General features: G+C 56.4%; 16 protein-coding genes and 1 tRNA gene. 10 read left to right on the forward strand and 7 right to left on the reverse strand.

Annotation, left to right across the window (positions count from 1 at the left end; translation table 11 throughout):
* The 4 genes from ACOTX4_RS01790 to ACOTX4_RS01805 all read right to left on the reverse strand — a co-directional run bounded on the left by ACOTX4_RS01790 (position 1) and on the right by ACOTX4_RS01805 (position 4824).
* Positions 1 to 2010, reverse strand: coding sequence for a protein-disulfide reductase DsbD family protein (locus ACOTX4_RS01790; protein ID WP_045332853.1), 2010 nt, complete (start codon positions 2008 to 2010; stop codon positions 1 to 3).
* A 48-nt stretch (positions 2011 to 2058) separates the two neighbouring features.
* Complete coding sequence (locus tag ACOTX4_RS01795) at positions 2059 to 2418, reverse strand: hypothetical protein (protein ID WP_003863427.1); 360 nt, start codon at positions 2416 to 2418, stop codon at positions 2059 to 2061.
* A gap of 124 nt (positions 2419 to 2542) precedes the next feature.
* Positions 2543 to 3976, reverse strand: coding sequence for a 6-phospho-beta-glucosidase BglA (gene bglA, locus ACOTX4_RS01800; protein WP_003863430.1), 1434 nt, complete (start codon positions 3974 to 3976; stop codon positions 2543 to 2545).
* 116 nt (positions 3977 to 4092) lie between these two features.
* Positions 4093 to 4824, reverse strand: a complete 732-nt coding sequence (locus ACOTX4_RS01805) for a MurR/RpiR family transcriptional regulator (RefSeq protein ID WP_023314798.1) — start codon at positions 4822 to 4824, stop codon at positions 4093 to 4095.
* Between the two features lie 266 nt (positions 4825 to 5090).
* Between ACOTX4_RS01805 and trhA the strand changes: the two genes are divergently transcribed.
* Positions 5091 to 5750, forward strand: a complete 660-nt coding sequence (gene trhA / locus ACOTX4_RS01810) for a PAQR family membrane homeostasis protein TrhA (RefSeq protein WP_003863433.1) — start codon at positions 5091 to 5093, stop codon at positions 5748 to 5750.
* A gap of 85 nt (positions 5751 to 5835) precedes the next feature.
* Here the strand turns inward: trhA and ygfZ are convergent, their stop codons facing one another.
* Positions 5836 to 6816, reverse strand: coding sequence for a tRNA-modifying protein YgfZ (gene ygfZ / locus ACOTX4_RS01815; protein ID WP_023314796.1), 981 nt, complete (start codon positions 6814 to 6816; stop codon positions 5836 to 5838).
* A 294-nt stretch (positions 6817 to 7110) separates the two neighbouring features.
* On the opposite strand from ygfZ, the gene sdhE reads away from it, so the two are divergent.
* Positions 7111 to 7377, forward strand: coding sequence for an FAD assembly factor SdhE (gene sdhE, locus ACOTX4_RS01820; protein WP_003863437.1), 267 nt, complete (start codon positions 7111 to 7113; stop codon positions 7375 to 7377).
* Complete coding sequence (locus ACOTX4_RS01825) at positions 7358 to 7768, forward strand: protein YgfX (RefSeq protein ID WP_022649305.1); 411 nt, start codon at positions 7358 to 7360, stop codon at positions 7766 to 7768. Before sdhE ends, ACOTX4_RS01825 begins: the two co-directional genes overlap by 20 nt.
* 1 nt (position 7769) lies before the next feature.
* Here the strand turns inward: ACOTX4_RS01825 and fldB are convergent, their stop codons facing one another.
* Entirely contained in the window at positions 7770 to 8291 is a 522-nt protein-coding gene (fldB, locus tag ACOTX4_RS01830; RefSeq protein WP_003863440.1) for a flavodoxin FldB, read from the reverse strand.
* A 101-nt stretch (positions 8292 to 8392) separates the two neighbouring features.
* Between fldB and xerD the strand changes: the two genes are divergently transcribed.
* From xerD to lysS, 5 genes are all read left to right on the forward strand, one after another.
* A complete protein-coding gene (gene xerD, locus ACOTX4_RS01835) occupies positions 8393 to 9289 on the forward strand; it encodes a site-specific tyrosine recombinase XerD (protein ID WP_003863442.1) in 897 nt (298 codons plus the stop codon).
* A 28-nt stretch (positions 9290 to 9317) separates the two neighbouring features.
* Positions 9318 to 10031 carry a bifunctional protein-disulfide isomerase/oxidoreductase DsbC gene (dsbC, locus tag ACOTX4_RS01840; RefSeq protein WP_003863443.1) on the forward strand — a complete coding sequence of 238 codons (714 nt, stop codon included), beginning with the start codon at positions 9318 to 9320 and terminating at the stop codon, positions 10029 to 10031.
* 5 nt (positions 10032 to 10036) lie between these two features.
* Complete coding sequence (gene recJ, locus ACOTX4_RS01845) at positions 10037 to 11770, forward strand: single-stranded-DNA-specific exonuclease RecJ (protein WP_045332852.1); 1734 nt, start codon at positions 10037 to 10039, stop codon at positions 11768 to 11770.
* A gap of 90 nt (positions 11771 to 11860) precedes the next feature.
* A protein-coding gene (gene prfB / locus ACOTX4_RS01850) for a peptide chain release factor 2 (protein ID WP_096147815.1) occupies positions 11861 to 12959 on the forward strand; the annotation gives its coding sequence in 2 pieces (ribosomal slippage) (positions 11861 to 11935 and positions 11937 to 12959; 1098 coding nt in all).
* 9 nt (positions 12960 to 12968) lie between these two features.
* A complete protein-coding gene (lysS, locus tag ACOTX4_RS01855; protein ID WP_003863452.1) occupies positions 12969 to 14486 on the forward strand; it encodes a lysine--tRNA ligase in 1518 nt (505 codons plus the stop codon).
* 48 nt (positions 14487 to 14534) lie between these two features.
* Here lysS and idi read toward each other — a convergent pair whose 3' ends face one another.
* On the reverse strand, positions 14535 to 15077 hold the full coding sequence (idi, locus tag ACOTX4_RS01860; protein ID WP_003863454.1) for an isopentenyl-diphosphate Delta-isomerase: 543 nt from the start codon (positions 15075 to 15077) through the stop codon (positions 14535 to 14537).
* A gap of 163 nt (positions 15078 to 15240) precedes the next feature.
* Between idi and actS the strand changes: the two genes are divergently transcribed.
* Positions 15241 to 15981: an amidase activator ActS gene (gene actS / locus ACOTX4_RS01865; RefSeq protein WP_022651807.1), complete on the forward strand. Its 741-nt coding sequence runs from the start codon at positions 15241 to 15243 to the stop codon at positions 15979 to 15981.
* Between the two features lie 80 nt (positions 15982 to 16061).
* A tRNA-Gly gene (locus ACOTX4_RS01870) sits at positions 16062 to 16135 on the forward strand.
* Positions 16136 to 16296: the final 161 nt, after the last annotated feature.

Here is a 16296-nt window from a genome sequence, read left to right on the forward strand (position 1 = left end):
TTATTTTCCTTTTGCATCGGACAGGGTGCTCAGCACCGCTTCGCGGCTTAACAACGCAGGCAGCACGTGGCCCTGCGGTAATCCCGGTCCGTAGATCTGGTTAAACGGCACGGCGGCGCTGCCGCGCGTGGTTAAGAACTGGCTGATGGTATCTGAGGGGCGGCTCCAGTCGCCGCGCAGGGCGACAACGTCCGGGGCGGAGAGCGCATCCTGCACGTCGCCGCGCAGCAGCACGTTGTATTTATTGGCTTTACAGGTCACGCACCAGTCGGCGGTCACGTCGACGAACACCCGTTTGTTCTCCGCCAGCGCGCGGGCAATGGCCTGCTCGCTGAGCGGTTGCCAGTGGATACGATCGCGGCGGGAACCCTCGCCGCCGGAGCCGGATACAAACGCGACTGCTCCGGCCACCACTACAGCTAATACCCCGGCGCGCAGTGCCGTTTGCCAGCGGTAGCGCCAGGCGGTGACCAGCAGCAGCGTAAGGATCAGGAGCACGCCCAGCGTGATGACGGGCAGGCTGCCAATGTGCACCGTCAGCAGGCTCAGCAGCCACAGCGATGAGCCGAGCATCATTATCCCCAGCACTACGCGTACGACGTTCATCCAGCGTCCCGGACGCGGCAACCGCTGGGCCAGCCCCGGCCAGGCCGCCACCAGCAGCCACGGCAGGCTCATGCCGATACCCATCGCCAGGAAGATCCCCCACAGCAGGGGAAGCGGCGCCGCCAGCGCGACCGAGACCGCCGTACCCAGGAACGGCGCGGTGCAGGGTGTCGCCAGCAGCGTGGCAAACGCGCCTTGCCAGAAATGACCCGCAAGCCCGTTACCGCCGCGCGTGGCGAGGAAGGTGCTGGCGCCGGAAGGGAGACGGATTTCAAGCAACCCCAGCAGGCTGGCGCTGAAAAGCACCATCACCATCGCCATCGCACCAATAAACCACGGGTTCTGGAACTGGATCCCCCAGCCGAGCGCCTGATTGCCTAAGCGTAAAACCGTCATCATCAGCGCCAGCGCGAGGAACGAGATCCCGATCCCGGCTACCGACGCAAGAAACTGTCGGCGTACCTGACCCCGCGCCTGCCGTTCGGTTTGCATCAGCGTGCCCAGCTTCATGGCCAGCACGGGCAGTACGCAGGGCATGACGTTAAGGATCAGACCGCCCGCCAGCGCCATCAGCAGCACCCAGCCTAACGAGAGCGTCGGCGCGGCGTTCCCCGGCTGAATGCTCAGGCTGGACTCCTGCGCCTGCCCGCTATCGGCCAGAACCAGCGACAGGGTTTTGCCGCTGAGGTTGGGCGCGGCCTCGCCCCAGCTGTCCGTCACGGGCACGGTGGCGACCAGCGAATCACCGCGCACGGTGAGGGCCGGTTTGCCGAAATCAACATCATCCATACCGTCGATAAACAGGGACGGCGCCTGCCAGCCTGCGTCACGCTGCGCCGTTACGGTCAGCTTGCCGGGGGCATAGGTGGCGTTAAGCGTTGAGGTCAACCCGCCGCTGAGCGGAAGGGTGCCCATGGCCCGACTGAAATCGTAATCAAAACCGGCGCCTGCGGATGCGGTCATGTTCAGTGAAAACGGGTAGTCGGTAAGAATACAGACGTTGCTACAGGTGGAGAGCGTAAGCACGCCGCTCAGGATCTTCGGGACGTCGCCCCGCAGGGTGATGGGAAAGCTGACATCGCCGTGATAGCCCTGCGTGGTGATACCCGCGACGTCGAAACGCTGCGGCACAGGCCAGCGCCATTTCGCCTCGACGGGCTGATGCCATTTAATCGTGGGTGCGACGCCCCCTTCGCCCGGCGAGCGCCAGTAGGTTTTCCAGCCTTTTTGCAGGGCGACGTCCAGCAGCAGGCGGGTTTCGCCAGTGCTTTCGGGTTGCGCACGCAGCCTGACGCTGGCGTGCTGATTATCGGCGGCGCGCAGCCAGCCGCTGTCGGCAGCCTGGCTGAGGGGCAGCCATAGCCAAAGCAGGCAGACCAGCAGTCGCCTGAATACAGTAAACATAAATTATCTCCGTAAATGATGAATTAACCTGAAGTAACAGGCGAAGGCTCATTCACGGAAGACGCATAATCGCAGATGCACCCTTAACCGGGGCGGGGAGATAACGCGGGGAGGCCACTGCCGTTCGCGGCGCGGCGGGCTGGCTGCCAGCAACGCCAGCAGCAGGGTGACGGCAATCAGGGCGCCTTCAAACAAAACAGGCGGGACCGACATCAGCGACTTGGCGCTAAGCTCACACGGGGTTACCGGTGCGTCGGTACTCTCCTGCCCCTGCTGGACAGACTGGCTCGTGGCGGTGACGTTCATGACAAGCGCGTGCATCCCGGCCATCCGCTGGGCGGTGCATATCAGCACCACCAGGCAGGCCAGGGCTACAAGCAGGATAGCGTTGCGTTGTCGCTTGATCATGTTCGCCTCAAATATTCAGGACGCCTATATTATCGGGCGAACATATTTTGGCAACGCAAAAGCTGTAAAGAAGTGTCTGGAAGATAAGCGGTTTGCCCTCTCCGCTTGCAGAGAGGGCGAGCCGTTACAGCGTTTCGCCGTTGCTGGCAATCACGGTTTTGTACCACTCAAAGCTTTTCTTACGGGAGCGGGACATGTCGCCGGTGCCGTCGTCGTGCTTGTTGACGTAGATAAAGCCGTAGCGCTTGCTGTACTGGCCGGTGGTGAAGGAGACGCAGTCGATGCAGCCCCACGGGGTATAGCCCATCAGATCCACGCCGTCCCAGGTCACGGCCTTCATCATCTCTTCCACGTGGGCGCGCAGGTAGTCGATGCGGTAGTCATCGTTGATGCTGCCGTCCTCTTCCACTTTGTCGTAGGCGCCGAAACCATTTTCGACGATAAACAGCGGCTTCTGATAACGTTCGTACAGTTCGCACAGCGAATAGCGCAGGCCTACCGGATCAATCTGCCAGCCCCAGTCGGACGCCTTGACGTGTGGGTTCGGCACGCTGCCCTCGAAGCCGGAAATGGCGTCACCGGTGCCGCCTTCCGCTTTGACCGCGTTGGTCATGTAGTAGCTGAAACCTAAGTAGTCGCACGTGCCCTCACGCAGGATCTGCTCGTCGCCCGCTTCCATCCTGATGGAGAACCCACGGCGCTCCCACTCGTTCAGCACGTAAGACGGGTAGTAGCCGCGCAGCTGCACGTCGGTAAAGACGTAGCGCTCGCGCATGGATTCCTGAGCAAACATGACGTCCTCTGGCTTGCAGGAGTAAGGATAGAGCGCCACCATCGCCAGCATGCAGCCGACTTTCATCTCCGGGTTAATGCGGCGTGCGGCTTTCACCGCCAGCGCGCTGGCCACGAACTGGTGGTGCAGCACCTGGTACATGGTCTCTTCCGGGTTGTCGTGCTCGGTATAGACCACGCCAGAGCAGCAGTAGCCGAACAGCGGCGCACGCCAGTTGCGCTGGTTGTTGATTTCGTTGAAGGTCATCCAGTATTTGACCTTATTTTTGTAGCGCTCAAATACCACTTCCGAGAAGCGCACAAAGAAATCGACCACTTTACGGTTGGTCCATCCGCCATATTCCTGAACGAGATGCAGCGGCATTTCAAAGTGGGAGAGGGTGATCACCGGCTCGATGTTGTACTTCAGCAGTTCATCGAACATGTCGTCGTAAAACTTCAGCCCCTCTTCGTTTGGCTGAGTTTCGTCGCCTTTCGGGAAGATGCGCGTCCAGGCGATGGAGGTACGGAAACATTTGAAGCCCATCTCGGCAAACAGCTTAATATCTTCTTTGTAATGGCCATAGAAGTCGACGGCTTCGTGGTTCGGGTAATATTTGCCTTCAATCACTTCCTGCGTGATTTCACGCGGAACGCCGTGTGCGCCGCCGGTGAGCACGTCGCAGATGCTTGGCCCTTTGCCGCCTTTGTTCCAGCCGCCTTCAACCTGGTGCGCCGCCACCGCGCCGCCCCATAAAAAATCTTTCGGTAAGGTGAGTTTTTTCATCTTTGCTATTCTCAATTCAGGACTTATTGATTTCGAGTCTAGCAAAGCGGAATTAAATGTCACGATATAACAATTTGTGGAAATTGTAATTTGTCACATCAAAAAAACAGGATGTTTTATTCTGTTAATTTCTTCGCCAGTTTTCGGCCTAATGATTCCAGAATATAGATGACGGGAATTTGCGTGGTGATATCGTAAACGCCGCCAATACGCGTTTGCGGGACATGCCAGGAGAGGTTAAAGTCCGCCAGCTTTGCGAGACGAGAATGTTCATGGCTGGTGACGGAGAGCACCTTGCAGTGGTGCAGGCTGAACTGGCTGGCGAAGCGCAGGATCTCCTCGGTTTCGCCGGAGACGGAGAGTACAATGGCCAGCGCATTTTTAGCCATGTCGTTAGTGACCGGGAAATAAGGATCGTCGATATGGTTACTGAATTTGCCGATATTTGAAAAGAAACGTGCGCCATATTTTGCCAGCGATCCGGAGGTGCCCGCACCGACAAAAATAATTCGTTCAGATGATAAAATAATATCGACGGCTTTATCTAATAGCGCATCAAACTCTTCGTTATTTACGCTTTTAAAGAAGCTGATAATTTCACTGGCACCAAAATTCGCCTGCTGCGGCTCGTTCTGCTCCAGATAGAGTTTAAAGCGCACCCGAAATTCCGAGTAACCATCACAGTTGAGCTTGCGGCAGAAGCGCAGGATAGTGGTAGTGGAGACCCCAGCAGCATCCGCCAGCTCGCGGATGGTCATGTACATCACTTTATCGCGGTTCTTAATGACATAGTTGTAGACCATCATTTCCAGATTGTTGAGGCTGGCAATGGCGGAATGGCTGAACATACTCACAATGGCTAAACTCGCTGTCGGACACTATTCCTGAAGCATACCATGATGACGAAGGGCGGGAGACGGATTTATCTCCTTGATTACTCAGGTGTTAATAAAATCATTTACACCTGTGCGGTGGATTGCTTTTGCATTGTACTGATTTATAAGAATAAATCTTGATTATGGATTTATTTTAGCTAACAGGTGTTCACTGGAATCATTCTCAGTTAGCATAGACTGGCGATGAATAATCATCTTTTGTTTTCCCGGAGTTAAGTATGGTGAGCAGACCATTAATCGCACAGGGATATTCGCTGGCTGAGGAAGTAGCCAACAGTATAAGCCATGGCATTGGCCTGGTTTTTGGGATTGTCGGCTTAGTGTTATTGCTGGTACAGGCAGTGGATACCAACGCCAGCGCGATGGCCATTACCAGCTACAGCCTGTATGGCGGGAGTATGATCCTGCTTTTCCTTGCCTCAACGCTGTATCACGCGATTCCGCATCAACGGGCGAAGATATGGCTCAAGAAATTTGACCACTGCGCTATCTATCTTCTTATTGCGGGTACCTATACGCCGTTTTTGCTGGTGGGGCTCAACTCACCGCTGTCGCGTGGCCTGATGATTGTGATCTGGAGCCTGGCGCTGCTGGGGATCTTGTTTAAGCTGACCATTGCGCACCGGTTTAAAGTGTTGTCGCTGGTTACCTATCTGACAATGGGCTGGCTGTCGCTGATTGTGGTGTATCAGTTAGCCATTAAGCTGGCGGTGGGGGGCGTGACGCTTCTGGCGGTGGGCGGTGTGGTCTACTCGCTGGGCGTGATTTTCTACGTCTGCAAGCGTATTCCGTACAACCATGCCATCTGGCACGGCTTTGTGCTGGGCGGCAGCGTGTGTCACTTCCTGGCAATTTATCTGTATGTTGGGCAGGTGTAGTTTTTTTGTAAGGTGCGGTCTGATGCCCTCACCCCGACCCTCTCCCACAGGGAGAGGGTGAATATCAACACCGGGCGATACAGCATCAATCTTCCAGTGAATACGGCAGCGGCTCAATGCTGAGCGTGTTTGCATCATCACGCACGCGGAACACGCTGTCGGGCTCCATATCATTATTCATGACAACCTGCACCAGCAGGCGGCCATCATCGAGCTGGACGGCGGCTAACACGGTGCCGGTACGGCGCCAGTTTTCGCCCATCTTCATTTCAAGATCTTCACCCGCTTCCGGCACACGGCTGGCGTGACCAGCCAGCGTCCACAGGGCGCGTTTGTTCGCGCCGCGGAATTTCGCACGCGCCACCATTTCCTGACCGGTGTAGCAGCCCTTCTTAAAGCTGATACCACCCAGCGCCTGGATGTTTGTCGCCTGCGGGATAAACTGCGCGCTGTTTGCCGCGTCAATGACCGGCAGGCCCGCTTCGATGTTCAGCGCCAGCCACTGCTGGCTGTTGTTGAGCTGTGCCTCACCGCGCAGGGCGTCAGTGACGCGTTCCGCCGTTGCTTCGTCGGTTACCAGCAGGAAGCGCTCCGTCGGGTGCTCGAACCACAGAATGGAGGTCGCTCCCTCGCTGACCACCTGTTTTTCAGCATCCGGTAGCTCGGCAAACAGGTTTTTCAGCGCTGCACGCGCCTGGAAACCCGCGACCCCCAGCAGAACGTGTTCATCGTCCGGGGCGATGGTGACTTTAGAAAAGACCGCGTATTTTTTTAGCTCTTTAAGCTGGGCGTCACGCAGGCTGCGGCGCTCAATAAAGGCGAATCCGTCCTGACGGCGGAACAGACGCAGGTTGCTCCACATTTTGCCTTTTGGATCGCAATGCGCGGCCAGCAGATGCTGGTGCTCAGTCAACTGCGCCACGTCCGCCGTGACCTGGCCTTGCAGGTATTTTTCGCTGTCCGCACCGGTCAGTGTCGCCAGTGCCCAGTCATCAAGAGTAATCAGCGTCAGCGGTAGACGCGCAGAGGCGGCGGGCTGGCGAGGAGAAAATGGTGTAAATGCCATAGTGATGTCCTGAATTGCTTAACGCTTTGATAATACCTAATGGTAAAAGAGACTGTATTCAATGCAAGCGCTTTCAGCAGGCCATTCGTGCCATTACGCGGTTATGCGTGGCGCTACGCAAAATAGTGTAATCCGCTGTCTTTATAAGGATTATTCAGGGAGCCTGCTCGAGGTTCGCAATATTCCAGTAAAGAAACGGTCAAAAACACGTTACACTAGCAGGTGTTCCCGGAGAGCAATAATGAATACCAAACGGGATACCGACTGTGCCAAACGTAATGCAGGAAACAGAACATGGATATTAACAACAAGGCCCGTATTCACTGGGCGTGCCGTCGCGGCATGCGTGAACTTGATATCTCCATCATGCCTTTCTTCGAGTATGAGTACGACAGCTTAAGCGATGACGATAAGCGCCTGTTTGTCCGTCTGCTTGAGTCTGACGATCCGGATTTATTCAACTGGCTGATGAATCACGGCAAGCCCGCCGACACCGAGTTGCAACGGATGGTGCAATTAATTCAAACACGGAATCAGGAACGTGGTCCTGTGGCAATCTGATCTTCGCGTCTCGTGGCGCTCACAGTGGATGTCCTTACTGCTCCACGGTCTGGTCGCGGCAATGGTGTTATTGGTGCCGTGGCCGCTAAGCTATACCCCTCTGTGGCTGCTTTTGCTGTCGTTTGTAGTGTTTGATAGCGTGCGCAGCCAGCGTCGAATCAACGCCCGTCAGGGTGAAATTAAGCTGCTGATGGATTCTCGCCTGCGCTGGCAGGGAAAAGAGTGGGAAATGATAGGGACGCCGTGGATGCTCAATACCGGGATGATGCTACGGCTGCGTCGGGTCGAGGACAACCGTCGCCAGCACCTGTGGCTGGCCGCAGACAGTATGGATCCCGCGGAGTGGCGGGATCTGCGCCGGCTAATCGTGCAACAGCCGACGCAGGAATAAATCAGCTAAACTGCTCGGCCATCTCACCCAGAATTTGTTCGCACCAGGTCTGGAGGCGCTCGTCGCTGAGATCGTACTGGTTGGTTTCATCCAGCGCGAGCCCGACAAACAGCTGGCCGTCGGCAATGACGGGTTTTGGGCTGGTGAACTCATAGCCTTCCGTAGGCCAGTAGCCGATAAACGTCGCGCCCTTTGGCGCCAGTTTGTCATGCAGCATGCCGAGCGCGTCGAGGAACCACTCCCCGTAGCCCAGCTGGTCGCCCATGCCGTACATCGCAATGATTTTGCCTTCAAAATTGACTGAATCGAGCTGATCCCAGATGGCTTCCCAGTCTTCCTGAATCTCACCAAAGTCCCAGGTAGGGATACCCAGAATCAGCACATCGTACTGCTCCATCAAGGCAACCGCGTCATCTTTCAGGTTATGCAACGTCACCAGTTCCGGGCCAATGATGTCACGAATTTTCTCCGCTGCCATTTCGGTGTAGCAGGTGCTGGAACCATAGAACAGACCAATATTCATCGCGTAACTATCTCAATTCTTGCTATGACTTTGCGCGTAGTGTACCAGAAACCGATGGCAATCAGGCATAATGGCCAGATTGCAGAACCAAAGGGGCTGATGTGGAAAAGGATCTCGCACTCATCGAACAGTTTCTCGACGCGCTGTGGCTGGAGAAAAACCTCGCTGAAAATACGCTCAGCGCCTATCGTCGGGATCTCACGCTGCTGGTCGAGTGGCTGGCGCATCGGGGGCTGACGCTTGAAAGCGCGCAAAGCGATGACCTGCAAGGGTTGCTGGCTGAGCGGATGGAAGGGGGGTACAAAGCCACCAGCTCCGCGCGTCTGCTGAGCGCCATGCGCCGCCTGTTCCAGCACCTGTACCGCGAGAAGATCCGCGCGGATGACCCCAGCGCACTGCTGGCATCGCCTAAATTGCCTCAGCGGCTGCCAAAAGATCTCAGCGAAGCACAAGTTGAGAGATTATTACAGTCGCCCGCAGTTGACCTTCCGCTGGAGTTACGCGATAAAGCCATGCTTGAACTATTGTATGCCACGGGCTTGCGCGTTTCCGAGCTGGTGGGCCTGACGATGAGCGATATCAGCCTGCGTCAGGGCGTGGTGCGCGTTATCGGTAAAGGGAACAAAGAACGGCTGGTGCCGCTGGGTGAAGAGGCGGTCTACTGGCTGGAGACGTATCTGGAACACGGGCGTCCGTGGCTGCTGAACGGCGTCTCCATAGATGTATTGTTCCCGAGCCAGCGCGCGCAGCAGATGACGCGACAAACGTTCTGGCATCGCATTAAACATTACGCCACACTGGCGGGTATTGACAGTGAGAAGCTGTCGCCGCACGTTTTGCGTCACGCCTTCGCGACGCATCTGTTAAACCACGGCGCTGATTTACGCGTGGTGCAGATGTTGCTTGGACACAGCGATCTTTCAACGACGCAAATATACACCCATGTCGCGACGGAACGCCTGCGGCAGCTACACCAACAGCACCACCCTCGCGCGTGAGTGCCGACGAATTGTTACAGGAACATATATGAAAAAGTCTTTAGCGCTGTTCACCCTGCTGGCAGCTTCGGTTTCCGGTTTTGCCCATGCGGATGATGCCGCCATTAAACAGTCTCTGACGAAACTCGGCGTCGCCAGCAGCGAGATCCAGCCAGCGCCGGTGGCTGGCATGAAAACGGTGCTGACCAACAGCGGCGTGCTGTACGTGACCGAAGACGGTAAGCACATCATTCAGGGACCCATGTACGACGTGAGCGGCGCGCAGCCGGTGAACGTCACCAACCAGCTGCTGATGAAAAACCTGAACGCGCTCGAAAAAGAGATGATTGTCTACAAAGCGGCGCAGGAAAAGCACGTTATTACCGTCTTCACCGACATCACCTGCGGCTACTGCCACAAGCTGCATGAAGAGATGAAAGACTACAACGCGCTGGGCATTACCGTGCGTTACCTGGCTTTCCCACGCGCTGGCGTGCAGAGCCAGCCTGAGCAGGATATGAAAGCGATCTGGTGTGCGAAAGACCGCAACAAGGCCTTTGATGACGCGATGAACGGCAAAGGCGTGAAGCCCGCGTCCTGCGATATCGACATCGCTAACCATTACGCGCTGGGCGTACAGTTTGGCGTGAGCGGTACGCCAGCCATTGTGCTGAGTAACGGCTATGTGGTGCCGGGCTACCAGGGGCCAAAAGAGATGAAAGCGTTCCTCGACGAGCACCAGAAACAGATGGGTGGTAAATAATTCGCGTGAAAGCCCCGATAAAACTGCGCCGCCGCGATGCGGGTGAAACCGCGGATTTACCAGACACGCTTCCGCTGCTGCTAAAGCGGCTGTACGCCAGCCGTGGCGTGCGTACGGCAAGCGATCTTGAGCGCAGCGTCAAAGGCATGCTGCCCTGGCAAGCGCTGAGTGGCATCGAACAAGCGAGTGAAATGCTCTACGACGCGTTCCGGGAAGGCACGCGGATTGTCGTGGTGGGCGATTTCGATGCCGACGGCGCAACCAGTACCGCGCTGAGCGTGCTCAGCCTGCGTGCGCTGGGCTGTGATAACGTGACTTACCTGGTGCCGAACCGGTTTGAAGACGGCTACGGCCTCAGCCCGGAAGTGGTCGATCAGGCCCATGCCCGTGGCGCACAGATGATCATGACCGTGGATAACGGGATCTCTTCTCATGCGGGGGTCGATCATGCCCATGCGCTGGGGATCCCGGTACTGGTCACCGATCACCACCTGCCAGGCGAAACTCTGCCTGCCGCCGAAGCCATCATTAACCCGAACCTGCGCGACTGCGATTTCCCGTCGAAATCGCTGGCCGGAGTAGGGGTGGCGTTTTATCTGATGCTGGCGTTACGCACGTTGCTGCGTGATAAGGGCTGGTTCGAATCGCGCGGGATTGCCGTGCCGAACCTCGCGGAGTATCTCGATCTGGTGGCGCTGGGAACCGTGGCGGACGTGGTGCCGCTTGATACCAATAACCGTATTCTCACCTGGCAGGGCTTGAGCCGCATTCGGGCAGGTAAATGCCGTCCGGGGATTAAGGCGCTGCTGGAAATTGCCAACCGCGATCCGCTGAAGCTCGCGGCAAGCGATTTGGGTTTTGCCCTCGGCCCGCGCCTGAACGCGGCGGGGCGGCTGGACGATATGTCGGTTGGCGTCGCGCTGCTGCTGTGTGACAACATCGGCGAAGCGCGCGTGCTGGCCAGTGAGCTGGACGCACTCAACCAGACCCGTAAAGAGATTGAGCAGGGGATGCAGGCCGAAGCACTGACCCTGTGCGAAAAGCTGGAGCGCAGCGGTGACACCCTGCCGGGCGGGCTGGCGATGTATCACCCCGAATGGCACCAGGGCGTGGTGGGCATTCTGGCGTCGCGTATTAAAGAGCGTTTCCACCGCCCGGTGATCGCGTTCGCCCCCGCCGGGGACGGCACGCTGAAAGGCTCCGGTCGTTCCATTCAGGGGCTGCATATGCGCGATGCGCTGGAGCGTCTGGATACGCTGCATCCGAACCTGATGATTAAGTTCGGCGGTCACGCGATGGCGGCAGGCCTGTCGCTGGAAGAGGCGAAGTTCGACGAGTTCCAGCGTCTGTTTGGCGAACTGGTCACCGAGTGGATCGATCCGGCTCTGTTGCAGGGTGAAGTGGTTTCTGACGGTGAGCTTTCACCGGCTGAAATGACCATGGAGGTGGCGCAGATGCTGCGCGATGCCGGCCCGTGGGGGCAGATGTTTCCGGAGCCGCTTTTCGACGGACGTTTTCGTTTGTTGCAACAGCGCATCGTGGGCGAACGCCATCTCAAAGTGATGGTGGAACCGGTCGGCGGCGGACCGCTGCTCGACGGCATCGCCTTTAACGTTGATACCTCCATCTGGCCGGACAACGGCGTGCGCGAGGTTGAGCTGGCCTATAAGCTGGATATTAACGAGTTCCGTGGTAACCGCTCCCTTCAGCTCATCATCGACAATATCTGGCCAATTTAGCGTCAGTAATCTCTATAAAAAAGGGCGTGGATTCGGTACAATCCCGCTCTTATCACCGCATTTTGACAAGCTCATAAAAGAAAACAGACCATGTTTGAAATTAATCCGGTAAAAAACCGCATTCAGGACCTCACGGAGCGCTCTGACGTTCTTAGGGGGTATCTTTGACTACGATGCCAAGAAAGAGCGTCTCGAAGAAGTAAACGCCGAGCTGGAACAGCCGGACGTCTGGAACGAACCTGAGCGCGCGCAGGCGCTGGGTAAAGAGCGTTCTTCCCTCGAAGCCATCGTAGATACGCTGGATCAAATGGCGCAGGGTCTGGAAGATGTTTCTGGGCTGCTGGAGCTGGCTGTCGAAGCCGACGACGAAGAAACCTTTAACGAAGCCGTGGCAGAGCTCGACGTGCTGGAAGAGAAGCTGGCGCAGCTGGAATTCCGTCGCATGTTCTCCGGCGAATACGATAGCGCTGACTGCTATCTCGATATTCAGGCAGGTTCTGGCGGTACCGAAGCACAGGACTGGGCGAGCATGCTGATGCGCATGTACCTGCGCTGGGCGGAAGCGCGCGGTTTCAAAACCGAGATTATCGAAGAATCCGAAGGTGAAGTGGCGGGTATTAAATCCGTCACCATCAAGATTATTGGCGATTACGCCTACGGCTGGCTACGTACTGAAACCGGCGTTCACCGCCTGGTGCGTAAGAGCCCGTTCGATTCCGGCGGCCGTCGTCACACCTCCTTCAGCTCCGCGTTTGTCTACCCGGAAGTGGATGAAGATATCGATATCGACATCAACCCGGCGGACCTGCGTATCGACGTTTACCGCGCATCCGGCGCGGGTGGTCAGCACGTTAACCGTACGGAATCTGCGGTGCGTATTACCCACATTCCAACCGGGCTGGTAACACAGTGCCAGAACGACCGTTCCCAGCATAAGAACAAAGACCAGGCCATGAAGCAGATGAAAGCGAAGCTTTATGAGCTGGAGATGCAGAAGAAAAATGCTGAGAAGCAGGCGATGGAAGACAACAAGTCCGATATCGGCTGGGGCAGCCAGATCCGTTCTTACGTCCTTGATGACTCCCGCATCAAAGACCTGCGCACCGGGGTTGAAACCCGTAACACGCAGGCGGTGCTGGACGGCAGCCTGGACCAATTTATCGAAGCAAGTTTGAAAGCAGGGTTATGAGGAACCAACATGTCTGAACAACAAGCACAGGGCGCTGACGCGGTAGTCGATCTTAACAACGAACTGAAAACCCGCCGCGAGAAGCTGGCAGCGCTGCGCGAGCAGGGCGTGCCGTTCCCGAACGATTTTCGTCGTGACCACACCTCAGACCAACTGCACGCAGACTTCGACGGTAAAGAGAACGAAGAGCTGGAAGCGCTGAACGTTGAAGTGTCCGTGGCGGGCCGCATGATGACCCGTCGTATCATGGGTAAAGCGTCCTTCGTGACCTTACAGGACGTTGGCGGCCGCATTCAGCTGTACGTCTCTCGTGACGACCTGCCGGAAGGCATCTACAACGAGCAGTTCAAGAAGTGGGACCTGGGCGACATCCTGGGCGCTAAAGGTAAACTGTTCAAAACCAAGACCGGTGAACTGTCTATCCACTGCACCGAGCTGCGTCTTCTGACCAAAGCCCTGCGCCCGCTGCCGGACAAGTTCCACGGTTTGCAGGATCAGGAAGCGCGCTATCGTCAGCGTTACCTGGATCTCATCTCTAACGATGAATCCCGTAAGACCTTCAAAATTCGCTCCCAGATCATGGCCGGCATTCGCCAGTTCATGGTTAACCGCGACTTTATGGAAGTAGAAACCCCGATGATGCAGGTGATCCCAGGCGGAGCCTCCGCTCGTCCGTTCATCACCCATCACAACGCCCTGGACCTGGACATGTACCTGCGTATCGCGCCGGAACTGTACCTGAAGCGTCTGGTGGTCGGCGGTTTTGACCGCGTGTTTGAGATCAACCGTAACTTCCGTAACGAAGGTATCTCCGTACGTCATAACCCAGAGTTCACCATGATGGAACTCTATATGGCCTATGCGGATTACAAAGATCTGATCGAGCTGACCGAATCCCTGTTCCGCACCCTGGCGCAGGACATTCTGGGCACCACCCAGGTACCTTACGGTGAAGAGGTGTTCGACTTCGGCAAGCCGTTCGAAAAACTGACCATGCGCGAAGCGATCAAGAAATACCGTCCTGAAACCAATATGGCGGATCTGGATAACTTCGACTCTGCGAAAGCGATCGCTGAAAGCATCGGTATTAAGGTTGAGAAGAGCTGGGGTCTGGGCCGTATCGTGACCGAGATCTTCGAAGAAGTGGCCGAAGCGCACCTGATTCAGCCTACCTTCATCACCGAATACCCGGCGGAAGTGTCTCCGCTGGCGCGTCGTAATGACGAGAACCCGGAAATCACTGACCGCTTCGAATTCTTCATCGGGGGCCGCGAAATCGGTAACGGCTTTAGCGAGCTGAACGATGCAGAAGATCAGGCGCAGCGCTTCCAGGATCAGGTTAACGCGAAAGCGGCAGGCGATGACGAAGCGATGTTCTTCGACGAAGACTACGTGACCGCGCTGGAGCACGGCCTGCCGCCGACGGCTGGCCTGGGTATTGGTATCGACCGTATGGTGATGCTGTTCACCAACAGCCACACCATTCGCGACGTGATCCTGTTCCCGGCGATGCGTCCGGTGAAATAAGCCGTTAAGACGTAAAAAAAGCCCCGTGCGTTTATCGCCGGGGCTTTTTTATTGCGCCGCGAAGGCGCTGAGTTTTTCACGCGCAGTGTTCGCTTCTTGCACCATCCACGGGCTAAATGCCCACGGTGTGGCGTCCAGCGCGCGGAATAGCGCGTCCAGCTCCACCCACTGATACTCCATCACTTCATCGTCATTGATTGCGAGGGTATTCGTTACGCGGGCGGCATAGACCGGGCAGATTTCGTTTTCAACGATCCCTGACGGGTCGGCTTCACGGTAGCGGAACTCCGGGGCAATGGGGGTGATGTCTGTGATTTCGGCGCCGACTTCAAAGCGGCAGCGGCGGATAATCGCCTGCTCTGTCGCTTCGTCGGCCTGTGGATGACCGCAAACGGAGTTGGTCCATACGCCGGGCCAGGCTTTTTTACTTAAGGCGCGACGGGTGATCAGACATTCTCCGTTAGCGTTAAACAGCCATGAAGAGAAGGCCAGGTGTAGCGGGGTGTGTGACGTGTGCGCGGCGTACTTCTCCTGAGTGCCAATCACTTTTCCCTGGTCATTTACCAAAATAACGTGTTCTTGAATACTCATTGATGCTCCAGTGCCAAAATGCTTAATGGTTCAGCACCATCAGCGGAATTATTATACTGCATTCTTATGCGAACGGTTTGGCCCACAGAGCGGAAAAGGGCATGACCCGCATCAGTTTGGGCTGCTATCATAGTGCGCCATTCACGCTGACCGAGGAGCTGTTTTGTTTGCAGGAAGCCTGACGAGAAACCCGATCATTGCCGTTTTCTGCCTGACGCTGACGCTACTTGTAGCAGGATGCTCGGGGAGTAAATCTTCGGATATGGGCAGTTATTCCGGTGCAGTCTATACCGTTAAGCGCGGGGACACGCTCTACCGCATCTCACGCGCCACGGGAACCAGCGTGAAGGAGCTGGCGCGCCTGAATAATATTTCTCCACCGTATACTATTGAGGTAGGGCAGAAGCTCAAGGTTAACGGCGGTTCTTCCTCAGGGAAAAAGTCCTCAACGCGTAAAACAGCCAAAGTCACGCCATCCTATCAGGTGCCTAAATCATCCTGGCCGCCGGTCGGTCAGCGCTGCTGGATCTGGCCTGCAAGCGGAAAAGTGGTTGCGCCGTACTCGCTCTCGGAAGGTGGCAATAAAGGTATTGATATCGCTGCCGCACGCGGCACGCCGGTTTACGCTTCAGGGGCCGGGAAGGTGGTCTATGTCGGTAACCAGCTTCGTGGATACGGTAACCTGATCATGATTAAGCATGGTGAGGACTACATTACTGCTTATGCGCATAACGACACGATGCTGGTCAATAACGGGCAGAACGTGAAGGCGGGGCAGAAGATTGCGACCATGGGCAGTACCGGGACGGATACGGTGAAGCTGCACTTCCAGATCCGCTATAAGGCCACAGCCATCGATCCGCAGCGTTATCTTCCGGCGCAGGGCAGTAAGCCGAAGTGCTAAGTGATTATTTAATCGCCACTTAGTGGGGTAAAGGCTTGTATGAAGAGGCGTAAGGTCTATAATGCCTTACGCACCTCAAAGCGGGCGTAGTTCAATGGTAGAACGAGAGCTTCCCAAGCTCTATACGAGGGTTCGATTCCCTTCGCCCGCTCCAGTCTCCTCATAAATTAACAAGTTATAATTTATCAGTTAGTTACTTTGCTCCGCTTTAGCAGGTACAACTAAAACTACCCAATGTTCTATGCCCGTATCTGGCGTCGCGTGACAGGGTCTGTAGTACAAGGAAACATATCATCCACGCTGGCGGTGGTTCCA

Source organism: Enterobacter cloacae complex sp. IR5459, assembly GCF_049238005.1.
GTDB lineage: Bacteria > Pseudomonadota > Gammaproteobacteria > Enterobacterales > Enterobacteriaceae > Enterobacter > Enterobacter hormaechei_C.

Excerpts from the sequence above, each read along its gene's own strand:
- ACOTX4_RS01790 (WP_045332853.1), bottom strand. The coding sequence starts at position 2,010 with ATGTTTACTGTATTCAGGCGACTGCTGGTCTGCCTGCTTTGGCTATGG.
- ACOTX4_RS01795 (WP_003863427.1), bottom strand. The coding sequence starts at position 2,418 with ATGATCAAGCGACAACGCAACGCTATCCTGCTTGTAGCCCTGGCCTGC.
- bglA (WP_003863430.1), bottom strand. The coding sequence starts at position 3,976 with ATGAAAAAACTCACCTTACCGAAAGATTTTTTATGGGGCGGCGCGGTG.
- ACOTX4_RS01805 (WP_023314798.1), bottom strand. The coding sequence starts at position 4,824 with ATGTTCAGCCATTCCGCCATTGCCAGCCTCAACAATCTGGAAATGATG.
- trhA (WP_003863433.1), top strand. The coding sequence starts at position 5,091 with ATGGTGAGCAGACCATTAATCGCACAGGGATATTCGCTGGCTGAGGAA.
- ygfZ (WP_023314796.1), bottom strand. The coding sequence starts at position 6,816 with ATGGCATTTACACCATTTTCTCCTCGCCAGCCCGCCGCCTCTGCGCGT.
- sdhE (WP_003863437.1), top strand. The coding sequence starts at position 7,111 with ATGGATATTAACAACAAGGCCCGTATTCACTGGGCGTGCCGTCGCGGC.
- fldB (WP_003863440.1), bottom strand. The coding sequence starts at position 8,291 with ATGAATATTGGTCTGTTCTATGGTTCCAGCACCTGCTACACCGAAATG.
- dsbC (WP_003863443.1), top strand. The coding sequence starts at position 9,318 with ATGAAAAAGTCTTTAGCGCTGTTCACCCTGCTGGCAGCTTCGGTTTCC.
- lysS (WP_003863452.1), top strand. The coding sequence starts at position 12,969 with ATGTCTGAACAACAAGCACAGGGCGCTGACGCGGTAGTCGATCTTAAC.
- idi (WP_003863454.1), bottom strand. The coding sequence starts at position 15,077 with ATGAGTATTCAAGAACACGTTATTTTGGTAAATGACCAGGGAAAAGTG.